This window comes from Nitrospirillum karajorum, from assembly GCF_036348415.1.
Lineage (GTDB): Bacteria > Pseudomonadota > Alphaproteobacteria > Azospirillales > Azospirillaceae > Nitrospirillum > Nitrospirillum amazonense_B.
In genome coordinates this window covers 674,267-696,813 of the sequence record NZ_JAZBQB010000003.1, presented here as the reverse complement: position 1 = coordinate 696,813, position 22,547 = coordinate 674,267, and the positions used below count along the sequence as shown (strand labels likewise).

17 protein-coding genes, 2 tRNA genes and 2 pseudogenes are annotated in these 22,547 nt (G+C 67.1%); 16 read left to right on the top strand and 5 right to left on the bottom strand.

What is annotated here, in order from left to right; translation table 11 throughout:
• The first annotated feature begins 20 nt into the window (after positions 1–20).
• Positions 21–389 (top strand): darcynin family protein, encoded by a 369-nt coding sequence (locus tag UCD39_RS16855; RefSeq protein ID WP_330497068.1) that lies wholly within the window; start codon positions 21–23, stop codon positions 387–389.
• 40 nt (positions 390–429) lie between these two features.
• On the opposite strand, the gene serB is transcribed toward UCD39_RS16855, so the two are convergent.
• Positions 430–1,350 carry a phosphoserine phosphatase SerB gene (gene serB / locus UCD39_RS16850; RefSeq protein ID WP_330497067.1) on the bottom strand — a complete coding sequence of 307 codons (921 nt, stop codon included), beginning with the start codon at positions 1,348–1,350 and terminating at the stop codon, positions 430–432.
• Here serB and miaA point away from each other — a divergent pair.
• The 12 genes and pseudogenes from miaA to UCD39_RS16785 all read left to right on the top strand — a co-directional run bounded on the left by miaA (position 1,342) and on the right by UCD39_RS16785 (position 14,564).
• Positions 1,342–2,438 (top strand): annotated as a pseudogene (gene miaA / locus UCD39_RS16840) (tRNA (adenosine(37)-N6)-dimethylallyltransferase MiaA). The gene serB and the pseudogene miaA overlap by 9 nt on opposite strands.
• 131 nt (positions 2,439–2,569) lie before the next feature.
• Entirely contained in the window at positions 2,570–4,345 is a 1,776-nt protein-coding gene (locus UCD39_RS16835) for an acetolactate synthase 3 large subunit (RefSeq protein WP_330497064.1), read from the top strand.
• 90 nt (positions 4,346–4,435) lie between these two features.
• On the top strand, positions 4,436–4,930 hold the full coding sequence (gene ilvN / locus UCD39_RS16830) for an acetolactate synthase small subunit (protein ID WP_330498472.1): 495 nt from the start codon (positions 4,436–4,438) through the stop codon (positions 4,928–4,930).
• A 98-nt stretch (positions 4,931–5,028) separates the two neighbouring features.
• Complete coding sequence (ilvC, locus tag UCD39_RS16825; protein WP_145735680.1) at positions 5,029–6,048, top strand: ketol-acid reductoisomerase; 1,020 nt, start codon at positions 5,029–5,031, stop codon at positions 6,046–6,048.
• 242 nt (positions 6,049–6,290) lie between these two features.
• Complete coding sequence (locus UCD39_RS16820; protein WP_330497063.1) at positions 6,291–7,847, top strand: 2-isopropylmalate synthase; 1,557 nt, start codon at positions 6,291–6,293, stop codon at positions 7,845–7,847.
• Positions 7,848–8,182: 335 nt separating this feature from the next.
• A complete protein-coding gene (locus UCD39_RS16815; protein WP_040849683.1) occupies positions 8,183–9,211 on the top strand; it encodes a rod shape-determining protein in 1,029 nt (342 codons plus the stop codon).
• Positions 9,212–9,325: 114 nt separating this feature from the next.
• Complete coding sequence (gene mreC / locus UCD39_RS16810) at positions 9,326–10,204, top strand: rod shape-determining protein MreC (protein ID WP_145735684.1); 879 nt, start codon at positions 9,326–9,328, stop codon at positions 10,202–10,204.
• 8 nt (positions 10,205–10,212) lie between these two features.
• Positions 10,213–10,722 carry a rod shape-determining protein MreD gene (mreD, locus tag UCD39_RS16805; protein ID WP_145735686.1) on the top strand — a complete coding sequence of 170 codons (510 nt, stop codon included), beginning with the start codon at positions 10,213–10,215 and terminating at the stop codon, positions 10,720–10,722.
• 137 nt (positions 10,723–10,859) lie between these two features.
• Complete coding sequence (gene mrdA, locus UCD39_RS16800) at positions 10,860–12,851, top strand: penicillin-binding protein 2 (RefSeq protein WP_330497062.1); 1,992 nt, start codon at positions 10,860–10,862, stop codon at positions 12,849–12,851.
• A complete protein-coding gene (rodA, locus tag UCD39_RS16795) occupies positions 12,848–14,002 on the top strand; it encodes a rod shape-determining protein RodA (RefSeq protein WP_330497061.1) in 1,155 nt (384 codons plus the stop codon). The genes mrdA and rodA overlap by 4 nt, the downstream gene beginning before the upstream one ends.
• Positions 14,003–14,143: 141 nt before the next feature.
• Positions 14,144–14,219, top strand: a tRNA-Lys gene (locus UCD39_RS16790).
• Between the two features lie 269 nt (positions 14,220–14,488).
• Positions 14,489–14,564: transfer RNA gene (locus tag UCD39_RS16785), tRNA-Lys, on the top strand.
• 171 nt (positions 14,565–14,735) lie between these two features.
• Here the strand turns inward: UCD39_RS16785 and UCD39_RS16780 are convergent.
• On the bottom strand, positions 14,736–15,272 hold the full coding sequence (locus tag UCD39_RS16780; protein WP_186456017.1) for an acyloxyacyl hydrolase: 537 nt from the start codon (positions 15,270–15,272) through the stop codon (positions 14,736–14,738).
• Between the two features lie 422 nt (positions 15,273–15,694).
• On the opposite strand from UCD39_RS16780, the gene UCD39_RS16775 reads away from it, so the two are divergent.
• The 3 genes from UCD39_RS16775 (at position 15,695) to UCD39_RS16765 (ending at position 19,169) form a co-directional block, all read left to right on the top strand.
• Positions 15,695–17,275, top strand: coding sequence for a bifunctional aminoglycoside phosphotransferase/ATP-binding protein (locus UCD39_RS16775; RefSeq protein WP_330497060.1), 1,581 nt, complete (start codon positions 15,695–15,697; stop codon positions 17,273–17,275).
• Between the two features lie 147 nt (positions 17,276–17,422).
• Positions 17,423–18,295, top strand: coding sequence for a universal stress protein (locus UCD39_RS16770; protein ID WP_330497059.1), 873 nt, complete (start codon positions 17,423–17,425; stop codon positions 18,293–18,295).
• 253 nt (positions 18,296–18,548) lie between these two features.
• Positions 18,549–19,169, top strand: a complete 621-nt coding sequence (locus UCD39_RS16765) for a YajG family lipoprotein (protein WP_330497058.1) — start codon at positions 18,549–18,551, stop codon at positions 19,167–19,169.
• Between the two features lie 46 nt (positions 19,170–19,215).
• Here the strand turns inward: UCD39_RS16765 and UCD39_RS16760 are convergent, their stop codons facing one another.
• The 3 genes and pseudogenes from UCD39_RS16760 to pepN form a co-directional block, all read right to left on the bottom strand.
• The gene (locus UCD39_RS16760; protein ID WP_330497057.1) at positions 19,216–19,749 is read right to left on the bottom strand and encodes a hypothetical protein; all 534 of its coding nucleotides are present in this window, start codon (positions 19,747–19,749) and stop codon (positions 19,216–19,218) included.
• Between the two features lie 118 nt (positions 19,750–19,867).
• Positions 19,868–20,791 (bottom strand): aminopeptidase N C-terminal domain-containing protein, encoded by a 924-nt coding sequence (locus UCD39_RS16755; protein ID WP_330497056.1) that lies wholly within the window; start codon positions 20,789–20,791, stop codon positions 19,868–19,870.
• A pseudogene (pepN, locus tag UCD39_RS16750) lies at positions 20,785–22,545 on the bottom strand (aminopeptidase N); the annotation flags it as partial. The pseudogene pepN and the gene UCD39_RS16755, both read right to left, overlap by 7 nt.
• Between the last annotated feature and the right edge of the window lie 2 nt (positions 22,546–22,547).

Sequence of the window (22,547 nt, the reverse complement as noted above, 5' to 3'; positions counted from 1 at the left end):
ACAGTGCAAGGAAAAACCAAATGACTTCCGAAATCGCCAAGGAAAACTTTGAGCCGGCCATCACCGTCTTCATGCTGGTGAAGACCATGCCCGAATGGCTGGGCATGCCGATTGACCAACGTTTCCAGGAATTGGCGCGTCATCTACAGCCCATCGTCACCCGGTACAAGGATGATGCGCGCATGCGGTTCTATGACGTGGAGTTTTACTCTACCAATGTAACCGATATCTGGGTGTGGGACGCCCGCAGCCATGAGGCCTACCAGCTTCTGGTCGAGGCCCTGCGGGAGACGCCGTTCTGGGACCGCTACTTCCAGATCGTCGACATCCTGGCGGGGGTCGAGAACGCCTACGCCAAGAACTACGGCCGGGAACCCCTGGCGGCGTGACCGGGCGGTAACCGGAGGGGTGTGGGATCAATGGCCGGCGTCAGCCGGCCACGATCTCCGCCTCACGGTAGCCCTGGGCGTACAGCAGGGCCGTCAGGTCGCCATGGTCCACCCGGGCGCGGGCCGATGCCGCCACTGCCGGCTTGGCATGGAAGGCGATGCCCAGGCCGGCGGCCAGCAGCATGGGCAGGTCGTTGGCGCCGTCGCCCACGGTGACGGCGGCGGTCAGCGCCACGCGCTGCTGGGCGCAGATGCGGGTCAGCGCGGCCGCCTTGGCGTCCTTGTCCAGGATGGGCTCCACCGGCTGCCCGGTCAGCTTCCCATCCTGGATGACCAGGTCGTTGGCCTGGTCCTCATCGAAGCCCAGCAGGGCCCGGACATGGGCGGTGAAGGGCTTGAAGCCGCCGGACACCAGGGCGCAATAGGCGCCATGCTTGCGCATCGTCGCCACCAGGGACCTGGCGCCCGGCATCAGGGTGATGATGCCCTTCAGATCCTCGATCACCGTGGCGTCCATGCCGGCCAGCAGGGCGACGCGCTCCCGCAGGGCGCCCTTGAAGTCGATCTCGCCGTTCATGGCCCGGCGGGTGATTTCGGCGATGGTGTCGCGCTGGCCGATCAGGGCGCCCAGCTCGTCCAGCATCTCCTGGTGGATGATGGTCGATTCCATGTCGGCCACCAGCACCGCCTTGCGCCGCCCGGCCGACTCTTGCGTGATGGCGTCGACCGGCTGGCCCAGCAGCGCCTGGGCGCAGGCGGCCTGGGCCTGGTCGGGATGCAGCCCGGCGAAGGCGATGTCGCAGGCCCGCCCCGGCGCCAGCCAGTCGGGCGCGCTGGTTTCCGCCCCCAGCGCTTGCAGGGCGGCGCGCGCCGCGCGGACCATGCTATCGTCCAGCATCGTCGCCGCAGCCTCTCCCGATGTCAGGGGGGCGCCGGCGATCAGGGTCACCACATGGGTCATGGCATGTCCGAAGGGTTTGAGGGGGCTTCCGCCGGTCTTGATACGGGGGGCGGGGCCGGCAGGCAAGACGCAGTCGGGCATCCGGCCCCTGCGATCGGCACGGGTGCCACCCTGGACCCTGGGACCAACGGGCCCGATACGCCGCGCAAGCTGGTGGTGGTCATCGGTGGCCCCACGGCGTCGGGCAAGTCGCGCCTGGCCCTGGACCTGGCGGTGCGTCTGGGCGGCACCGTCATCAACGCCGACAGCATGCAGATCTATCAGGGCCTGGCGCTGCTGACCGCCCAGCCGGGGGCGGAGGATTTGGCGCAGGCTCCCCACCGCCTCTACGGCACGGTGCCGCCGGCGCTGCGCATGTCCGCCGCCCATTGGCGCGACCTGGCCCTGGCGGAGGTGCGGGCGGCGGAGCGTCCCATCCTGGTGGGGGGACCGGCCTGTACCTGCGCACCCTGATAGCCGGCATCGCCGACATTCCCGCCATCGAGGACTCGGTGCGGGAGCAGGCCAAGGCGCTGCACGCCAAGCTGGGTGGCCCCGCCTTTCATCAGGACCTGGCGGCTCGGGATCCAGGGGCAGCGGCCCGGCTGTCCCCCGGTGATACCCAGCGCCTGGTGCGGGCGTGGGAGGTGGTGGTGGGCACCGGCCGCACCCTGGGCGATTGGCAGCGCGCCGCGGCGGCCACCGCGCCGGCCGACCTGGCCTTCCACACCCTGGTCGTCGATCCGCCCCGCGAGCGGCTTTACGCCAACGGCGACGCCCGCTTCCGGGCGATGATGGAGCGGGGCGCGCTGGAGGAGGTGCGGGCCCTGCTGGCCTTGGGCCTGGACCCGGACCTGCCGGCCATGAAGGCGCTGGGCGTGCCGGAACTGGCCGCCCATCTGGCCGGCACCCTGGACCGGGAGGCGGCGGTGGCTCTGGCGCAGCGGCACACCCGCAACTATGCCAAGCGCCAGACCACCTGGTTCCGTCACCAGATGCCCGACGCCCGGCGGGTTGATCCCGGTTTCAGTCAGACGCATACCGGTTATGAGAAATTAATCGAAAGTCTGCTGGGTGAAATCTTTGCGATAATTCGCAAAAGCGGTTGACCCTGGGTACGGTTCCGTCTAGGGTCCCGATCCGCCCGGCCTTCGCGTTTGCGAAGGGGGCTATTTGGTGTTCCCAAGCGGCCCCGGTGAGCGGGGGCGACGGGGCGACTAGAAACCAGGATTTTTGGGAAATGAGTGCTGCCACGAGCGAGACCAGTCTGACCGGTGCCGACATCGTCCTGAAGGCGTTGCGGGACCAGGGCGTAGAGGTCATTTTCGGCTATCCGGGCGGCGCGGTACTTCCCATCTATGACGCGCTTTTCCAGCAGAACGACATCCGCCACATCCTGGTCCGCCATGAACAGGCGGCGCTGCATGCGGCGGAGGGCTATGCCCGGTCCACGGGTAAGGTCGGCGTCGTGCTGGTCACCAGCGGCCCCGGCGCCACCAACGCCGTCACTGGCCTGGCCGACGCCCTGATGGACAGCATTCCCATCGTCTGCCTATCGGGCCAGGTCGCCACGCACCTGATTGGCAACGACGCCTTCCAGGAATGCGACACCACGGGCATCACCCGCCCCTGCACCAAGCACAATTACCTGGTGAAGGACGTCAACAACCTGGCGCGCACCCTGCACGAGGCGTTCTACGTGGCCAAGAACGGCCGCCCGGGCCCCGTGGTCATCGACATCCCCAAGGACGTGCAGTTCGCGGAAGGGGCCTACCGTTCCCCGGCCGACAGCATGCCCAAGAGCTATCGTCCCCAGGTGAAGCCGGATCTGAACCGGGTGGAAGAGGCCATCGACCTGCTGGCCAAGGCCAAGCGGCCCATCTTCTATGTCGGCGGCGGTGTCATCAACGCCGGTCCGGTGGCCAGCCAGCTGCTGACGCAGTTCGTCCGCATGACGGGCTATCCCTGCACCACCACCCTGATGGGCCTGGGCGCCTTTCCGGCGTCGGACCGGCAGTGGCTGGGCATGCTGGGCATGCACGGCACCTACGAGGCCAACCTGGCCATGCACGGCTGCGACGTCATGGTCTGCATCGGCGCCCGCTTCGATGACCGCGTGACCGGCAAGGTTTCGGAGTTCTCGCCGAACTCCGTGAAAATCCATGTCGACATCGACCCGTCCAGCATCAACAAGAACGTGCGGGTGGACGTCCCCATCGTCGGCGACGCCGCCCACGTGCTGGAAGACATGATTCGCATCTGGAAGGCGCGCGGCAAGCAGCCGGACAAGGCGGCCCTGGCCCAGTGGTGGGAGCAGATCGAGTTCTGGCGGGCCCGCGATTGCCTGCGGTACGAGAAGACCAGCAAGGTGATCAAGCCGCAGTTCGCGCTGGAGCGCCTGCGCGCCGCCATCTCCGGCCGCGATGACGTCTTCATCACGACCGAGGTCGGCCAGCACCAGATGTGGGCCGCCCAGTTCCTGCCCTTCGACCGGCCCAACCACTGGATGACCTCCGGCGGCCTCGGCACCATGGGTTACGGCCTGCCGGCCGCCATCGGCGCCCAGGTGGCCCACCCCGACGCCCTGTGCATCGACGTGGCGGGCGAGGCCAGCATCCTGATGAACATCCAGGAAATGGCGACCGCCCTGCAGTACCGCCTGCCGGTCAAGGTCTTCATCCTGAACAACCAGTACATGGGCATGGTCCGCCAGTGGCAGGAGCTGCTGCACGGCGGCCGCTACTCGGAAAGCTATTCCGAGGCGCTGCCCGACTTCGTGAAGCTGGCCGACGCTTTCGGTGGCGTGGGCCTGCGCGCCACGGAGGTCGGTCAGGTGGACGACGTCATCAATGAGATGATCAGCATCCGCCGGCCCGTCATCGTGGACATGTGCGTGGATCCGAAGGAAAACTGCTTCCCCATGATCCCCGGCGGCCGCGCCCACAACGAAATGCTGCTGGGCCCGGACGAGAAGGTGGAGAACGCGACGCCGGAGGACGGCATGGTGCTGGTATGAGCGCCGCCCGTCCCGCCGCCGCCCCCTTCACCGCCCTGCCTGACCGGAGCCCATCTTGACCGCCCGTCCTGTCCTGTCCGCCCCCCCGCCATCGAACGCCACACCATTTCCATCCTGGTGGATAATGAGCCGGGCGTGCTGGCCCGCGTCATCGGCCTGTTCTCGGGCCGTGGCTACAACATCGAAAGCCTGACGGTGGCGGAGGTCGACCGCGACGCCACCCTGTCGCGCATCACCATCGTCACCACCGGCACGCCCATGATCATCGAGCAGATCAAGGCGCAGCTGGGCCGCCTGGTGCCGGTGCACCGGGTTCATGACCTGACGATGGAAGGCCCCTTCGTCGAGCGTGAGACGGCGCTGGTCAAGGTGGCCGGCACGGGCGAGAAGCGGGTGGAGGCCCTACGCCTGGCCGATGTGTTCAAGGCCCGGGTGGTGGACGCCACCATCACCAGCTTCGTGTTCGAGATCACGGGGCAGGGGGAGGAGCTGGACCGCTTCATCGGCCTGATGGCCGAGCTGGGCCTGGTGGGCGTGTCGCGCACCGGCGTGGTGGCCATGTCCCGCGGCCCCGGCGGCATCTGACCCGTTTTTTCCAAACCGCTTTCCCCCCGGGAAGGCGACACTCCATGAGCGCGCGCCCCCAAGGGTTGGCGGGCGCAACCAACAAAAGGCTTAGACCCATGCGCGTTTATTATGATCGTGATGCCGACGTTAACCTGATCAAGGGCAAGAAGGTTGCCATCATCGGTTACGGCAGCCAGGGCCACGCCCACGCCCAGAACCTGCGCGACAGCGGGGTGAAGGACATCGTGGTGGCGCTGCGCGCCGGCTCGGCCACGACCAAGAAGGCCGAAGGCGCCGGCTTCAAGGTGGTCACCCCGGCCGAGGCCGCCGCCTGGGCCGACGTCGTCATGATCCTGACCCCGGATGAGCTGCAGGCCGACCTGTACCGCGACGAGCTGGCCGCCAACCTGCGCCAGGGTGCCGCCATCGCCTTCGGTCATGGCCTGAACGTGCACTTCCGCCTGATCGAGCCGCGGCCGGACCTGGACGTGTTCATGATCGCCCCGAAGGGCCCCGGCCACACCGTGCGCGGCGAATACCAGAAGGGCGGCGGCGTTCCCTGCCTGGTGGCCGTGCACCAGAACGCCTCGGGCAACGCCCTGGAAGTGGCGCTGTCCTATGCCTCCGCCGTCGGCGGCGGCCGCTCGGGCATCATCGAGACCACCTTCAAGGAAGAGTGCGAGACCGACCTGTTCGGTGAGCAGGCCGTGCTGTGCGGCGGCCTGACCAAGCTGATCCAGGCCGGTTTCGAGACCCTGGTCGAGGCGGGCTACGCCCCTGAGATGGCCTATTTCGAGTGCCTGCACGAGGTGAAGCTGATCGTGGACCTGATCTACGAGGGCGGCATCGCCAACATGCGCTACTCCATTTCCAACACCGCCGAGTACGGCGACTACGTCACCGGCCCGCGCATCGTCACCTCCGAGACCAAGGCCGAGATGAAGCGCGTGCTGGACGACATCCAGTCCGGCCGCTTCACCCGCGATTGGATGCTGGAGAACAAGGCCGGCCTGCCCAGCTTCAAGGCCACCCGTCGCCGTGAGGCCGAGCACCCGATCGAGGAAGTGGGCGGCAAGCTGCGCGCCATGATGCCCTGGATCGCCAGCAACAAGCTGGTGGACAAGAGCCGCAACTAAGCGGTTCGGGACCTCAGTCAGGATCAAGGCCGGTGCCGACGCGCCGGCCTTTTTCTTTTCCTCGGCCCGGTGCAGGCGATGCATTCCTTTCCAAGGGATCTGTCCTGCGGCAACAAAACGCCCGTTGGCCGTTGCCAGCGGCCGGATTGCGGCGTAGATCAAGTCGATCCGGCTTGGCTCGTCGTCAGTCTCAATACCCGTCCCGCCCGCCAGGCCGGGACGGCAGCGCAGGATTTTTCGTCATGACCCATCCGTCTTCCGACCGCGTTGTCATCTTCGACACCACCTTGCGCGACGGCGAGCAGTCGCCCGGCGCCTCCATGAACCTGGAAGAGAAGATCCGCATCGCCCAGACGCTGGAAGAGATGGGCGTGGACGTGATCGAGGCCGGCTTCCCCGCCGCCTCCAACGGTGACTTCGAGGCGGTGCGGGAAGTGGGCCGGGTGGTGCGCAACGCCACCATCGCCGGCCTGGCCCGCGCGCACCGCAATGACATCGAGCGCGCGGCCGAGGCGTTGAAGGGGGCGGCGCGCCAGCGCATTCACACCTTCATCTCCACCAGCCCGCTGCACATGAAGTACAAGCTGCAGATGGAGCCGGACGCCGTGGTCCAGGCCATCTGGGACAGCGTCACCCTGGCCCGCAACCATGTCGCGGACGTGGAATGGTCGGCCGAGGATGGCTCCCGCACCGAGCTGGACTTCCTCTGTCGCTGTGTGGAAACCGCCATCAAGGCCGGCGCCACCACCATCAACATTCCCGATACCGTGGGATACGCCGTGCCGGAGGAATATGGCGCGCTTATCCGCGCGGTGCGCGAGAAGACGCCCAACAGCGACCAGGCCATCTTCTCCGTCCACTGCCACAACGACCTGGGCCTGGCCGTGGCCAACTCGCTGGCCGGTGTCGCCGGCGGCGCCCGCCAGGTGGAATGCACCATCAACGGCCTGGGGGAGCGCGCGGGCAACGCCGCCCTGGAAGAGATCGTGATGGCCCTGCGCACCCGCGCCGACTATCTGCCCTACAAGACCGGCATCAAGACCGAGGCCATCACCCGCGCCTCGCGCCTAGTGTCCACCATCACCGGCTTCGTGGTGCAGCCCAACAAGGCCATCGTCGGCGCCAACGCCTTCGCCCATGAGTCCGGCATTCACCAGGACGGCATGCTGAAGCACGCCGGCACCTATGAGATCATGACCCCGGAGTCGGTGGGCCTGAACCGCTCCACCCTGGTGATGGGCAAGCATTCCGGCCGCGCCGCCTTCCGCGCCAAGCTGAAGGAGCTGGGCTACGACGACATGGGCGACAACGCCGTGAACGAGGCGTTCCGCCGCTTCAAGGATTTGGCCGACCGTAAGAAGGATGTGTTCGACGAGGACATCATCGCCCTCATCGATGACGAGGTTGGCCGCCAGCACGATCACATCCAGTTCGTCTCGCTGCAGGTGGTCGCGGGTTCCCGCGGGCCGCAGCACGCGGTGCTGGAGGTGACGGTGGGGGGCGAGGCAGTACCGCCGGTGGTCAGCTTCGGCAACGGCCCGGTGGATGCCGTGTTCAACGCCATCAAGCTGGTCTTCCCCCACGACGCCCGGTTGCAGTTGTACCAGGTGCACGCCGTCACCGCCGGCACCGATGCCCAGGCAGAGGTGACCGTGCGCCTGGAGGAGGGGGGCAAGACCGTGAACGGGCAGGGCGCCGATGCCGACACCCTGGTCGCGACCTGCCGCGCCTACCTGCACGCGTTGAACAAGCTGCTGGTGAAGCGGCAGAAGACCGCGCCGGCGGCGATCAGCGCCTGAGGCCCGACGCCCGTTAACGCTGTAAACCCCGAGTCTAGCGGCACGAAGGGGCGTCGGGCGGTGCCCACCGCCGCCTGCGCGCCCGCAGGTTGAGTGCCGGGCCCGGTTGAGCGGGCAGGCTGCCCGGCCGCGTCGGAAGCGCGCCCCGGGGTCCGCTGGGTTCGCAGACGTTCCGCGCCGCGGCGATAAAATCGCCGCCGAGGCCTTTCTGGGCTTGAGCGGCCTAGCGATTCTGTTCTATGCAACCCCTGTGGCGGTGCGATGGTCGTTTCCCAGGGGAAACCACGGTTCGCAGGGCCATCTTCCCGCAACCCACTAACCGATGTCCTACGAACTTGCTTGGCATTTTCTCCGCCGATATGGCGATCGACCTCGGCACGGCCAATACGCTGGTCTACGTCAAGGGTCGCGGTATTGTCCTGAACGAACCGTCCGTGGTCGCGATTGCGAACGTCCGCGGCAAGAAGCAGGTCTTGGCCGTCGGTGACGAGGCCAAGCTGATGCTGGGCCGCACGCCGGGCAACATTCAGGCCATCCGTCCGTTGCGCGATGGTGTCATCGCCGATTTCGAGGTCGCGGAAGAAATGATCAAGCATTTCATCCGCAAGGTTCACAACCGCCGCAGCTTCGCCAGCCCGCAGGTCATCATCTGCGTGCCGTCGGGTTCGACCGCTGTTGAGCGCCGGGCCATCCAGGAATCGGCCGAGGCCGCCGGCGCGCGCCGCGTCTTCCTGATCGAGGAACCCATGGCCGCCGCCATCGGCGCCGGCCTGCCGGTGACCGAGCCGACGGGCAGCATGGTGGTGGACATTGGCGGCGGCACCACCGAGGTGGCCGTCCTGTCGCTGGGCGGCATCGTCTATTCCCGCTCCGTGCGCGTGGGCGGCGACAAGATGGATGAGGCCATCATCGGTTACATCCGGCGCAACCATAACCTTCTGGTGGGCGAGGGCTCGGCCGAGCGCATCAAGAAGGAAATCGGTTCCGCCTGCCCGCCGGAAGACGGCGAGGGCCGGGTGATGGAGATAAAGGGCCGCGACCTGATGAACGGCGTGCCCAAGGAACTCATCATCAGCGAACGCCAGATCGCGGAAAGCCTGGCGGAGCCGGTGAGCCAGATCATCGAGGCGGTGAAGGTCGCGCTGGAACACACGGCACCCGAACTGGCCGCGGACATCGTGGACAAGGGCATCGTGCTGACCGGTGGTGGCGCGCTGTTGTCCAACCTGGACTTCGTGCTGCGTCACGCCACCGGGCTGCCGGTGTCGATCGCCGACGATCCCCTGTCCTGCGTGGCGCTGGGCACGGGCCGGGCGCTGGAAGAAATGAAGACCCTGCGCAACGTGCTGATCAGCATGTATTGACCAGGGGCCTTCGGCTGCCCAAATGGGCGGCAGGCTTTGTTTTTGTAGGGTGGGCCCGGATCGGTTCTGAACCGGACAGGATCCGGGGCCCCCTGTAGCGGACGGGGACTGCCTGTGAAGACGCGCAGCGGTGGCACCGCGCTCAGGATCGCAGCACCCATGCGGGCGCTGCTCCAGCGATTCTCATTCATGCTGATGGTGCTGGCCGCCATCGGGCTGATGATGATGACGCGCGCCGACCCCGTGTTCATCGACGCCGCCCGCGCCCGCGTCACCGACGCCTTCGCCCCCATCCTGGGTTTCATCGCCCGCCCCGCTGGCGCCGTCGCCAGCGTGCTGGAATCCGGCCGCCAGCTGGTTTCCGTGTATGCCGAGAACCAGCGCCTGCGCGAGGATAACGAGCGTTTGCGCCAGTGGCAGCAGACGGCCCTGCGGCTGGAGGCGGAAAACAACTCCCTGCGCGGCCTGCTGGCGTACAAGCCCGACCCCGCCGCCTCCTACATCACCGCCCGCGTCATCGCCGACCCCGGCGGCGCCTTCGTCCGGACCCTGGTGGTGATGGCCGGCCAGCGTGACGGCGTGCGCCGCGGCCAGGCCGCCATGGCCGGGCAGGGTGTCATCGGCCGCGTGGTGCAGGTGGGCGAGTGGTCGTCCCGCATCCTGCTGGTCACCGACCTGAACGCCCGCATTCCGGTGGTGCTGGAAACCACCCGGCAGCGCGCCATGCTGTCGGGTGACAATTCCGACCAGCCGCGCCTGATGTACATCCCCCGCGGTGTGGAGCCGACGGTGGGCGAACGGGTGTTCACCTCCGGCCACGGTGGCCTGTTCCCCGCCGGCCTGCCGGTGGGCGTCGTCGCCGCCACCCATGATGGCGAAACGCGGGTGACCCCCATCGTCGACCTGTCGCGCATCGAGTACGTGCAGCTTGTCGATTTCGGTATCCCCGGCGGACTGGCGGCCGAGGCGGCCCAGCCCGGCGCGATGCAGTGACACTGGCCATGGCGGTCGGCATCTGGCAGCGGCTGGACCAGGCCGGTCGGAACTCGGTGCCGTTCAGCACCACGGTGGCGGCCATGCTGGTGGGCATGATGCCCCTGCAGTTGCCCGACTACTCCTTCGTGGCGCCGCCCCTCACCTTGATGGCCATCTACTACTGGGCGATCTATCGCCCCGACCTGCTGAAGCCCTATATGGCCTTCGGCATCGGGGTGTTGCAGGATCTGCTGGGCGGATCGCCGCTGGGGATGAGCGCGCTGGTCTATGTGCTGTCCTACTGGCTGGTGTTGACGCAGCGCCGCTATTTTCTGGGAAACTCCTTCTGGTTCCTGTGGCTGGGGTTCGCCCTGGTGGCGGTGGGTGCCGGTGCCGTGCAGTGGGTGGCCTACAGCCTGATGACGGTGCACCTGGTGGCCCCCGGCAACGTGGTGGCCCAGGCGCTGCTGGCCATCGTGCTGTTCCCGGTTCCGGCCTGGTGCTTCAGCAAGCTGCACCGCAGTCTGCTGAGCTGACAGAGTGGTTTTTCAGGCCAGCGACGGCTGGCCCGGCAGTTGAGTACCGAAGGGCGGGACGGTGAAGCCAAGCGGCGCCCGGCGCCCGAGGGGGCTCCTGGATCGGTCACGATCGGCGGCCGCAGTAAGAGGTTTACATGTTCAACGCGATCGATAGGGACGCCGAACGCCAGCGCGTCATGAACCGCCGCACGCTGGTGCTGGGCGGGCTCAAGGCCGGCGCCTTGTCCGCCCTGGTGGCGCGTCTTTATTACCTGCAGGTCCTGGAAGGCGACCACTACACCACGCTGGCGGAGGATAACCGCATCTCCCTGCGCCTGCTGGCCCCCTCGCGCGGCATCATCGTCGACCGCGCCGGCGTGCCCCTGGCGGTGAATGAGCAGAATTTCCGCGCCGTCCTGGTGTCCGAACGCACCGATGACGTGGACGAGACGCTGGACAAGGTGGTCAAGCTGCTGCCGCTGACGGACGCCGACCGCCGCCGCATCCTGCGCGATGTCGACCGCCTGCGCTCCTTCGCGCCGGTGACCCTGCGGGAGAACCTGACCTGGGACCAGGTGTCGGCCATCGAGGTCAACCTGCCCGACCTGCCCGGCGTGTCCATCGAGGTGGGGCAGGTGCGCTCCTACCCCTTCGGGGAGCAGGCGGCCCATATCCTGGGCTATGTCGGTGTGGTGTCGGAGCAGGAGTTGCAGAACGCGCGCGACCCGCTGCTGTCCCTGCCGGGGTTCCGCATCGGCAAGAGCGGCATCGAGCGCAAACATGACTTGGCCCTGCGCGGCACCGCCGGGACCAGCCAGCTGGAGGTCAACGCCGTGGGCCGCGTCGTGCGTGAGCTGGCGCGCAACGACGGCCAGCCGGGCCATCAGGTGACCCTGACCATCGACGCCAAGCTGCAGTACTACGCCCAGCAGCGCCTGGCGGAGCATGAGAGTGCCGCCGCCGTGGTGCTGGACGTGCAGACGGGCGGCGTCCTGGCGCTGGCCTCCCATCCCAGCTTCGATCCCAACCAGTTCGCCATGGGGATCCCGCAGGACCTGTACGATAGCCTGATCAAGAATGAGGCCTCGCCCCTTACCAACAAGGTCGTGGCGGGCCATTACGCTCCCGGATCAACCTTCAAGCCCATGACCGCGCTGGCGGGGCTGGAGGCCGGCGTGGACCCCACCCACCGCGTCTTCTGCCCAGGGCACTATGATTTCGGTGGCCACACCTTCCACTGCTACAAAAAGGGCGGCCACGGGTCCGTCGACATGCATGACGCCATCCGCATGTCGTGTGACGTCTATTTCTATGACCTGGCGCGGCGTATCGGCGTGGACCGCATCGCCGACATGGCCCGCCGCTTCGGCCTGGGTGAACGGACCGACCTGGACCTGCCGGGCGAGAAGAACGGCATCATCCCCGATACCAAGTGGAAGCGGCGGACCTACAAGGAAAATTGGTACGATGGCGAAACGTTGAGTGTCGCCATTGGCCAGGGCTATGTCACGGCCACCCCCATCCAGCTGGCGGTGATGTGCGCCCGCCTGGCCAGCGGCGGCAAGGCGGTGAAGCCCCACCTGACCAAGGCGGTGGAGCAGGAATACACCGAGCAGACGGTCTGGCCCGACATCGGCGTGAAGCCGGAATTCATCCAACGCATCCTGGCCGGCATGGCGGGGGTGACCTCTGCCGGCGGCACGGCCTATGCCGCCCGCATCACCCAGCCGGGCATGGAGATGGGCGGCAAGTCCGGCACCGCCCAGGTCAAGCGCATCACCATGGCCGAACGCAACGCTGGCCTGCTGAAGGCCGAGCGGCCGTGGAAGGACCGCGATAACGCCCTGTTCATCGCCTTCGCGCCGGTGCAGGCGCCCCGGTATGCCTGCGCCGTCATCGTCGAGCACGGCGTGGGCGGCAGCTCGGTCGCGGCCCCCATCGCCCGTGACCTGCTGCTTGAAATCCAGCTGATGGAGGCCGCGCGGGCGCAGCAGGCCGATGCCGGGACCACCCCGGCGTCTGACGCGGCGGCAGGCGATGCGCCCACCGCTTCCGGCCAGGCCGTCCCTTCCGCTCAACCCGCCGCCCCGGCCCTGGCCCGGGTCACCAGCGCGCCGGCCGCGCCAGGGGAAGGGACCCCGCGATGATGAACCTCGACATGGGGCTCGATCCCCAATCCAACATGAGCCTCAGCGAGAAGCTGGGCCAGATCAGTTGGAGCCTGGTGCTGTTGATCACCACGGTGGCCTGCATCGGCTTTGCCATGCTCTATTCGGCCGCCAACGGCAATTTCGACCCCTGGGCCACGCGCCAGATCATGCGCTTCGCCGTGGGGGCGGTGATCATGCTGGTCGTGGCGCTGATCGACATCCGCATCTGGCTGAAGTTTTCCTACTTCCTCTATGGCATCGCCTTCTTCCTGCTGATCGTGGTGGAGGTGATGGGCCATGTTGGCATGGGGGCCCAGCGCTGGATCGATCTGGGCTTCATGCAGCTGCAACCGTCGGAGTTGATGAAGGTGACGCTGGTGATGGCGCTGGCGCGCTATTTCCACGGCGCTTCGCTGGAGGATACCGGCCGCATCACCTTCCTCATCCCGGCCTTGATCATGATCGTGGCGCCCGTCTGCCTGGTGCTGCTACAGCCCAACCTGGGCACCTCACTCATGCTGCTGATGGTGTCGGGCGCCATCTTCTGGCTGGTGGGCGTGCGGCTGTGGAAGTTCGCGCTGGTCATCGGCGGTGTATTGGCCGCCATCCCGGTCATCTGGCACTTCATGCACGACTACCAGAAGAACCGGGTGAACACCTTCCTGAACCCCGAGAACGACCCGCTGGGCCACGGCTACCACATCATGCAGTCCAAGATAGCCCTGGGCTCCGGCGGCATGTTCGGCAAGGGCTTCCTCATGGGCTCGCAAAGCCACCTGAACTTCCTGCCCGAGAAGCAGACGGACTTCATCTTCACCATGCTGGCGGAGGAGATGGGCATGGTGGGGGCCCTGGTTTTCCTGGCCCTGTACACCCTGCTGCTGGTCTACGGCTACGTCATCGCCATGCGTTGCCGCCACCAGTATGGCCGGCTGGTGGCCATGGGGCTGACGGTCAACCTGTTCCTCTACATGTTCATCAACATCGCCATGGTCATGGGCCTGATCCCCGTCGTGGGCGTGCCCCTGCCGCTGATCTCCTACGGAGGGTCGTCGGCGCTGACGGTCATGACCGGTTTCGGCCTGCTGCTGTGTGTGCACGTCCATCGTGACGTGCGTATGTCCCGCCGCGGCATGAGCGATTTCTGACGCCCCCGGTTCGTGCAAGGGCGCCATGCGGAGGCGCCCCTGCATTTTTCTGTCGACAAGCACCGCCTGTCGCCGTATGAAACCGCCCTCACCGCGACACAGCGCGGATGACCGGCGCCACGGCGGCGGTCCATGAGGGGCGGGTGTATAGCTCAGTTGGTAGAGCAGCTGACTCTTAATCAGCGGGCCCAAGGTTCGAGTCCTTGTACACCCACCACTCCTCTCCCTTGAAAATTCGACGTTCATTCTGGCGACATGCTGATGTGCCCGCCGTTGGGCGCACTTGCTAAGTCCCTGCCCTGCCAATCAATTTTCGATATGCGGCGTGTATCGTTCGCCGCATGGGTGCCATTCCTGGCGGCTGGCTGATGACACGCTTTTGCTGTCATTTTTCTGTCGACAAGGGCGCGCCGGAACGCTACAAAGCGGCCCTCACCGGGACGCAGCGCCCGGCGGTCGACGCCTCGGCGGCGGCTCTTGAGGGGCGGGTGTATAGCTCAGTTGGTAGAGCAGCTGACTCTTAATCAGCGGGCCCAAGGTTCGAGTCCTTGTACACCCACCACTCCTCTTAAATGTCCCTGACAATGCTGGTTCTGGTCGCCCGGTCCCCTTGGACGTCGGGCGCTTTCGCGTGCGCGGACTGTGTCGCGTGGCTGCCAGCTCCATGAGCCCAAAACGAAAAGGGCGCCCGAAGGCGCCCTTGATCATCCCAGCCCCGAGTGGCTCGGCCTGCTTACCAGCCGCCGAACAGCCAGCTGGTGGGGATGTGGTAGTACAGGGTCACGATCTCGGAACCGGGGTTCACCTCGCCGATGCCGGCGTTGGAGATGTGGCCGAAGGACAGGCCCAGGCGGCTCTGGTTCTCGAACTTGTACGAGATTTCGGCGGTGGAGCGGAACTCCACCCAGCTACCGAGGTTCTTGCCGCTGCCGGTGCCATAGACGCCGACGCCGAAGTTGGGCGTGAAGTCGAAGGAGCTGCCCAGCGGAATGTCGAACAGGATGCCGCCGACACCATAGGCGCCGCCCTGGCCGGTGAACTCACCACCCACCCACGGGCTGATCCGGATCCAGCTGCTGGAGAACAGCGCGGTGTTGGGGCGATACTCGATGCGATAGTCGGTCGTGTTGTGCTTCGGCCCGGTCCGCAGCACGTCGTACTCGCCAATGCCGAGGCTGAGGAAGCTGGGGGTGTCCTCGGCGAAAGCCGGCGCCGCGACTGAAACCAGCCCCAACGCCAATACCGTGGACTTGAGAAGACGCCGTAGCACGACCGTGATCCTTAATAAGAAGTTTCCAGGATGATTCCCGAATGAGGCAGGCAACTCAACGGGCAAAGCAGTGACCGCTACCTTTTGCCTCGCATAGCCGCCAACTGTTGCGCATATGCGACAAAGAGGCGTCCAGCCAGACAGGCTACACACGCGCAAGGCCTTACCCTCGATCCCGTCGCCGCACTTGATAGGTCCGGCCGGTTACAATTTCATGAAGAGGCGCCGCATGGGCGCAATGTCCGCCCCTTATATGGTTTCGTTGCCGCATCACTGTCAGGGTCATAGGACGCAAGGCAGGGGTGATTGGGGTATTCGTCCCGCTGCCTGCAAAAGGGACGTACGCCGCACGTCGGCCTGTCATAAAACATCGCTAAAATCGGCTTATGGATCTGTGTCCGGCGCCCACGATCTCGTCCTCCATGGACCAGGCCGCCACGATCGCCCTGCTGGGCGATGCGGCGACCCATCAGGGTTTGGCGGTGGAGCGAATCGACACCGACGGCGCCGTCATCTTCCTGGCTGGCGACCGCGCCTATAAAATCCGTCGCGCCGTTCACTTCCCCCACCTGGATCTGTCCACGCCCGACAGGCGGCGGCGGGTGGCCCTGGCCGAGGTGGCGGTCAACCGGCGCACGGCCCCGGGCCTGTATGAAGGCGTGCTGGCGGTGGTGCCGGGCGCCCATGGCCGGTTGGTGCTGGCACCGGCCGATTCGGGTGCCGATGCCGCGGCCGTGGACTGGGTGGTGGTCATGCGCCGCTTCGCCGAATCCGGCCTGTTCGACCGCCAGGCGGAGGCGGGGCTGCTGACCCGCGACGGCATGCGCGCCGTGGCCGATGCCGTGGCCGCCCTGCACGAAAGCGCCCATGACGAAACCCCCGACCGTCCGGGCCGCCCTCCGCCCGGCGGCGTCGAGGCGGTGCGGGCGGCGGTGGCCGGTGCGCTGGGCGCCCTGCGCCTGCATCCCGACCTGTTCGATCCCCCCGCTCTGGACCGGTTGGAAGGGGGGCTGATGGGGGCCGTCACCCGACAGGAATGGCTGATCGAACGGCGCCGGCGCTCCGGTTATGTCCGGCCCTGCCATGGCGACCTGCAACTGGGCAACATCTGCGTCTGGGCTGACCAGCCCACCCTGTTCGGCGCCGCCATCCTGCTGGACGAAGCCGGCGGGCAGGAAGGCGAGGCGGCCGGTGGTGGCCCGGCGGTCATCGACGTCTTCCATGACCTCGCCTACCTGCTGATGGATCTGGAGCATCGGCGGCTAAGGCCCTTCGCCAACCTGGTGCTGAACCGGTATCTGGAGCAGACCGGGGACTTCGCCGGCCTGGCCTTGCTGCCGCTGTTCATCAGCCTGTGCGCGGCCATCCGCGCCCACATGACGGCCAGCACCGCCGCCGCCCGGCGGCCGGTGGGGGCGGGCGCCTCCTTCCGGCGGGAGGCGGCGGCCTATCTGGATTTGGCCTTGTCCGCCCTGAATCCACGGGCACCCCGGCTGATCGCCATCGGCGGCCTGCCCGGCACGGGCAAATCCACCCTGGCCCGCATGCTGGCGCCGGAGATCGGACCCATTCCTGGGGCCGTCATCCTGCAGTCGGAGTCGCTGCGCCGCCGCCTGCTGGACGCGCCGGAAGAGGGAACGCTGGCCGCGTCCGGCTATAGCGAGGCGGTGACGGCCCGCGTCTATGGCGAGATGGCGGGACGCGCCGGCCTGGTGCTGGAGGCCGGCCATGCCGTGGTGGCCGACGCCGTCTACGCCCGTCCCGACCAGCGCGCGGACATCGAGGCCGTGGCCCACGCGGCGCCGGTGCCCTTCCTGGGCCTCTGGCTGGTGCTGAACCAGCAGCAGGCCACGGATGAGGGGCGGCCCAAGGGCGAACGGGGCGGGCGCGGCCTGGGGGAGATGCGCTGGGACATCCTGTCCGTCCTGGGATCCGCCGCCGATGTGGCCCGCCGGCTGCTGAGCCAACTAACCCGGCCGGAACCCTGGCGGACCGAGGCGTGAGGCGCCGGGCTTTCCCCGTGGCCCTTGCTCCCCGGGGGGGCCGGGTCCATGCTTGAGGCACGTCAATGCGTGCATCCGTCCAAACGGTGAAGCTTCTCCACGATGTGCCGGCCGCCTGAGCGCCGGCGTCCAGAGGAGAACGGCCCCATGTCCTATCGCAAGATCCTGTCCGTGCTGACCGGCGGCGCCGGTGACCGTGCGGCCCTGGCGGCGGCCTTCGCCCTGGCCCGGCGCGATGGCGGTCACGTCCTGGGCTTGGTGCCCAATCCCGACCCACGCGAGGCCGTGCCGGCCCTGGGCGAGGGGGTGTCGGGCGCCCTGGTCGAGGAGATCATGACCATGGTGGAACAGGAGTCGCGCAACCACCGCACCCGCGCCCACCAGACCTTCGATGCGGTCCTGGCCGAGGCCGGCGCCACCCTGGCGGAAAGCCCCGACGCGGCCGCGCCGGTCACCGGCGACTTCCGCGAGGTGGTGGGCAACCAGGAAGATGTGGCGGTGGTCCAGGCCCGCCTGGCCGATGTCAGCGTCATGGCTCAGGTGGCGGAAACGACGGGGGGCGAGGCCCTGCTGATGCTGGAGGCCATCCTGCTGGACAGCGCCCGACCCCTGCTGGTGGTGCCGCCAAGCTTCAACGCCGATGCCGGCCTGGGGCGCCGCATCGTCATCGCCTGGAACGGCAGCCGTGAGTCGGCCCAAGCGGCGGCCCAGGCGCTGCCCCTGCTGACGACGGCGGAGACGGTCACCGTCATCGCCGTGGAAACCGACAAGACCGATGGCGCGGCCGGCCGCGACTTGGCCGATTATCTGGCCTGGCACGGCGTCAAGGCCCAGGTGCGCCAGCCCATGGCCGAGGGCCGGTCGGTGGGCGCCCTGTTGCTGGCCGAGGCGAAGGCCGCCAATGCCGACCTGCTGGTGCTGGGCGGCTATGGTCACAGCCGCCTGCGGGAGATGATCCTGGGCGGCGTCACCCGCCACATCCTCTACAACGCCACCCTGCCGGTCCTGCTGGCGCATTGAAGGTGGTGCGTCGTTCTGCCGCAGTGCTGGGCGCTGCGGCAGCGGCCCACCGGCAAGAGGCGGGGGCCTGGATTTTCATCCGAGGTAACAACGCATTAGCGGGCAATCCCACCAACGTACCCTTGTGTTGGGCCCTCAACTATTAATGCATTATTGTACGACCGCATTGCTGATATCAGCCGCTTTGGCATACCCCTTAAAGCCTAGGTAGGACGCCGGTTGGCGGCCCTACGCCAAGATATGGGGGTAGTTGATGATCCGCGTGTTTGCAGGCCTGGTAGCCATTTCCATGCTCGCCGGGTGTGCGCTGTCCGAAGATGTCGCCACCGTGAAGTACGTCCCCACCAAGGCCGAGGTCGTGGCCGATGCCAAGCCGGTGGGCTTGACCGTGGTGGACGCCCGCACTTCCGACCGCAATCGCATCTCCGCCAAGATTAATGGTTTCGGCACCGAAATGGCGGCCATCCGTTCCGATAAGGATGTCCCGGCCATCGTGACCGATGCGTTCAAGACGGAGTTGGAGGCGCGGGGCTTCCACGTGCAGGCCGGTGGCCGGCCGATCACCGTCTCCGTCAACCAGTTCTATAACCAGTATGGTGCGGGCGTGTTTTCCGGCACGGCCACCGCTGATGTGAATTTGACGGTCGCGGTGGGTAATGGCTCTGGCGCCCCTGCTTTCAGCCAGACCTATGCTGGCACGGCCAAGAAGACCATCCTGATGGCCAACGGCTCCAACGCGGCGGAGACCGTCGCCAGCGCCCTGAACGACGCCTTGGCGAAAATGTTCGCCGACCCCGCCTTCGTGGCCACGCTGACCGGCAAGGCGTCGCCAGTTGTGGCGACCCCGGCGGCCGCCGGCAGCCCCACCAGCTGATGATGACCAGGGGCGGCGGACGCATGTCCGTCGCCCCATGGCTTGGTCAGTGGCTTTGTTGATGTTTGGTTTCGGCCTTGAAGGCTTGCTCACAGACTTGGTTGGCGAACGCTTGGGCCATTTGACCTTCAGCACCTCTCAGGCCGATAGCCGCCAGAACGCCGCCGCCGCCCACCGAGCGGTTGACGTCATAATCACCGGCGAGAGCACCGTCCGCGGTATCGAACAGCTGCACGGAACCGCGCACGACGTTGGAGTCGCCTAGTAAAATGGCGCGCCCCGCGTTTTCGCCACTGAAGCGGGCGACACGGGCTTCCAGACGCAGGGGGTGGCTGCCCTTGGCGCATTTCGCCAGTTCCGTGCGCAGGGCGAGTTCCAGCTTGCCCTTGAACTCGGGCGAGGCGTCGGGGGGCAGCGCCTTGATCTCGATATCGGAGACGTAACCGTCATGCGCCAGCGTGGCGGACAACGGCTTTACCGCCTCGCTGCTGCTGAATGGCATGCAGCCGGTCGCGATGGATAGGAGAAGAAAGCAGAGCCGAGTTTGCCCTTTTTGTTTTGATAGCGCCATGATTTCCATCGTGAGGAATTAAATATTCCTCCAGTATACAGGCGACCAACCGGCAAGAGAATTTAGAAATGAACAGGAATGCCAGGTTCCTTGACTGGAGTCTGCATTCCTGTTCCGTTGTCTTTATTCAGGCGGCCAGGCTCTTTGACACGATCTCATAGACGTCGCGCGACAGGCCGGCGGTGCCGACGATCCGTTCCAGCGCCGCCTTGGCGTGTTCCTGGCGGCCGGCGTCATAGGGGCGCCAGCGGGCCAGGGGCTTCACCATGCGGCTGGCGACCTGCGGGTTCAGCTTGTCCAGCGTCAGCACCGTGTCGGCCAGGAAGGCATAGCCGCTGCCGTCGGCGGCATGGAACTTGGACGGGTTGGCGGTGAAGCTGCCCACCAGGGCGTAGACCTTGTTGGGGTTGCGGATGGAGAAGGAGGGGTGCTCCATCAGGCCGCGCACCCGGTCCAGCGTATCGGTGCGGTCGCTCAGCGCCTGCACCGCGAACCACTTGTCCATCACCAGCGCCTCATGCTTCCAGCGGTCGGCGAAGTCGGCCAGGCAGCTGGCGCGTTCGTCCATGGCGCTGTCGGCGATCAGGGCCAGGGCCGCGATGGCGTCGGTCATGGTGGTGGCGCCCTGGTACTGCGCCAGGCACAGGGCGCGCGCCGGGGCGTCGTCCAGCGCCATCAGGTAGGCCAGCGCCGCGTTTTTCAGGGCGCGGCGGCCCATGGCGTCCGGGGTGATGGTGAAGGCGCCGTCCGTGCGGTTGCCGTCATAGGTCTTGCGGAAGGCGCCGTTCAGTTCCCGCGCCAGGGTGCGGCGCAGGCCCAGCCGGGCGGCATGGATGCCGTCCACGTCCACCAGGACCCGCTGCTGGCCCAGATAGCCTTCGGTGGGCAAGGCCAGGGCCAGGGCGGCGAAGGCCCTGTCCTCCCCCGCCCGCGCCAGGGTCTGGGCGATGGCGTCGATATAGGCCTGGGGGGCAATGGCCTCCCCCCTTGGGCGCGGGCGTCGACATCGGCCAGGATCAGGCGCGTCGCCAACGTCTGCCCCGCTTCCCACCGGTTGAAGGCGTCGCTGTCATGGGCCATGAGGAAGGTGAGCGCCGCGTCATCCTGTTTGAAATCCAGCCGCACCGGGGCGGAGAAGCCGCGCAGCAGCGAGGGCACGGGCGCCTGCGGCACGCCGACGAAGGTGAAGCTCTGTTCCGCCTCCGTCAGCGCCAGGATGCGGGTGGTGGCGCCGGTCTCTGTCTCCCCCGCCAGGGTCAGGGGCAAATCCTGGCCATCCGGGCCCAGCAGGCCCAGGGCCACGGGAATGACCTGGGGGGCCTTGTCAGGCTGGCCGGGCGTTGCCGGCAGCGTTTGGCGCAGGGTCAGGGTGTAGGTGCCGGCGGTGGCGTCATGCCGGCCGTCGCCCGAGATGATGGGCGTGCCGGCCTGGGTGTACCAGCGCTGGAACTGCGCCCACAGCGGGTCGGTGGGCTTCTGGCCGTTGGCCTCGACCATGGCGGCCAGGAAGTCGTCGGTCGTCACCGCCTGGCCGTCATGGCGGGCGAAGTACAGGTCGATGCCCTTGCGATATCCCGCATGGCCCAGCAGGGTGCGGTACATGCGCAGCACCTCCGCCCCCTTCTCATAGACGGTGGGCGTGTAGAAGTTGCTGATCTCGATGTAGCTTTCCGGCCGAACGGAATGGGCGGTGGGGCCGGCGTCCTCATTGAACTGCACCTGGCGCAGGCGCTGCACGTCCTGGATGCGCTTGACCGGTGCCGAATTCATGTCGGCGGAGAATTCCTGGTCGCGGAAGACGGTCAGGCCCTCCTTCAGGCTCAGTTGGAACCAGTCGCGGCAGGTGACGCGGTTGCCCGTCCAGTTATGGAAGTATTCGTGCGCCACCACCGTCTCGATGCCCAGGAAGTCGGTGTCGGTGGCCGTCTCTGGCTGGGCCAGGATGTACTTGGTGTTGAAGACGTTCAGGCTCTTGTTCTCCATCGCGCCCATGTTGAAATCGGACACGGCGACGATGTTGAAGATGTCCAGGTCGTATTCCAGGCCATAGACGTCCTCATCCCATTTCATGGATTTCTTCAGCGACTCCATGGCGTGGCCGCACTTGGCCTCGTTTCCCGGCTCGACATAGATGCGCAGCGCCACCTCGCGGCCGGAGCGGGTGGTGAAGCGGTCCTCGATATGCACCAGCGCGCCGGCCACCAGCGCGAACAGGTAGCAGGGCTTGGGCCACGGGTCTTCCCACCGTGCCCAATGGCGGCCGGCCTCGATGGCGCTGTCGCCGCTGGCCGTCAGGTTGCCGTTGGACAGCAGCACGGGATAGCGCGCCCGCTCCGCCTCGATGGTGGTGGTGTAGCGGGCCATCACGTCCGGACGGTCCAGGAAATAGGTGATCTTGCGGAAGCCCTCGGCCTCGCACTGGGTGCAGTAGTTGCCGGAGGACTTGTACAGCCCCTCCAGCGCGGTGTTGTCCTGCGGCCGGGTGCGGGTGGTGATCTCCACCGTGGCGTGGTCGGGCAGGCCGACCAGGGTCAGCCGGTCGGGCGTCAGGGTGTAGTCGTCGGGCCCCAGCACGCGGTTGTCAACCCGCACGGCCAGCAGCTCCAGCTCCTGCCCGTCCAGGTCCAGGGCGGCGGTGGCGCCGGCCGCCGCCGGATTGCGCCGCACCGCGAGGGTGGAGCGGATGGTCGCCGCCTCTTCCCGCAGATCGACGTGCAGATCCACCGTATCGATCAGCCATGCCGGCGGGGCGTAGTCGCGGAGGTGGATGGCGTGCGGGGTGGCCGTGTCGAGGCGGCTGTCCATGG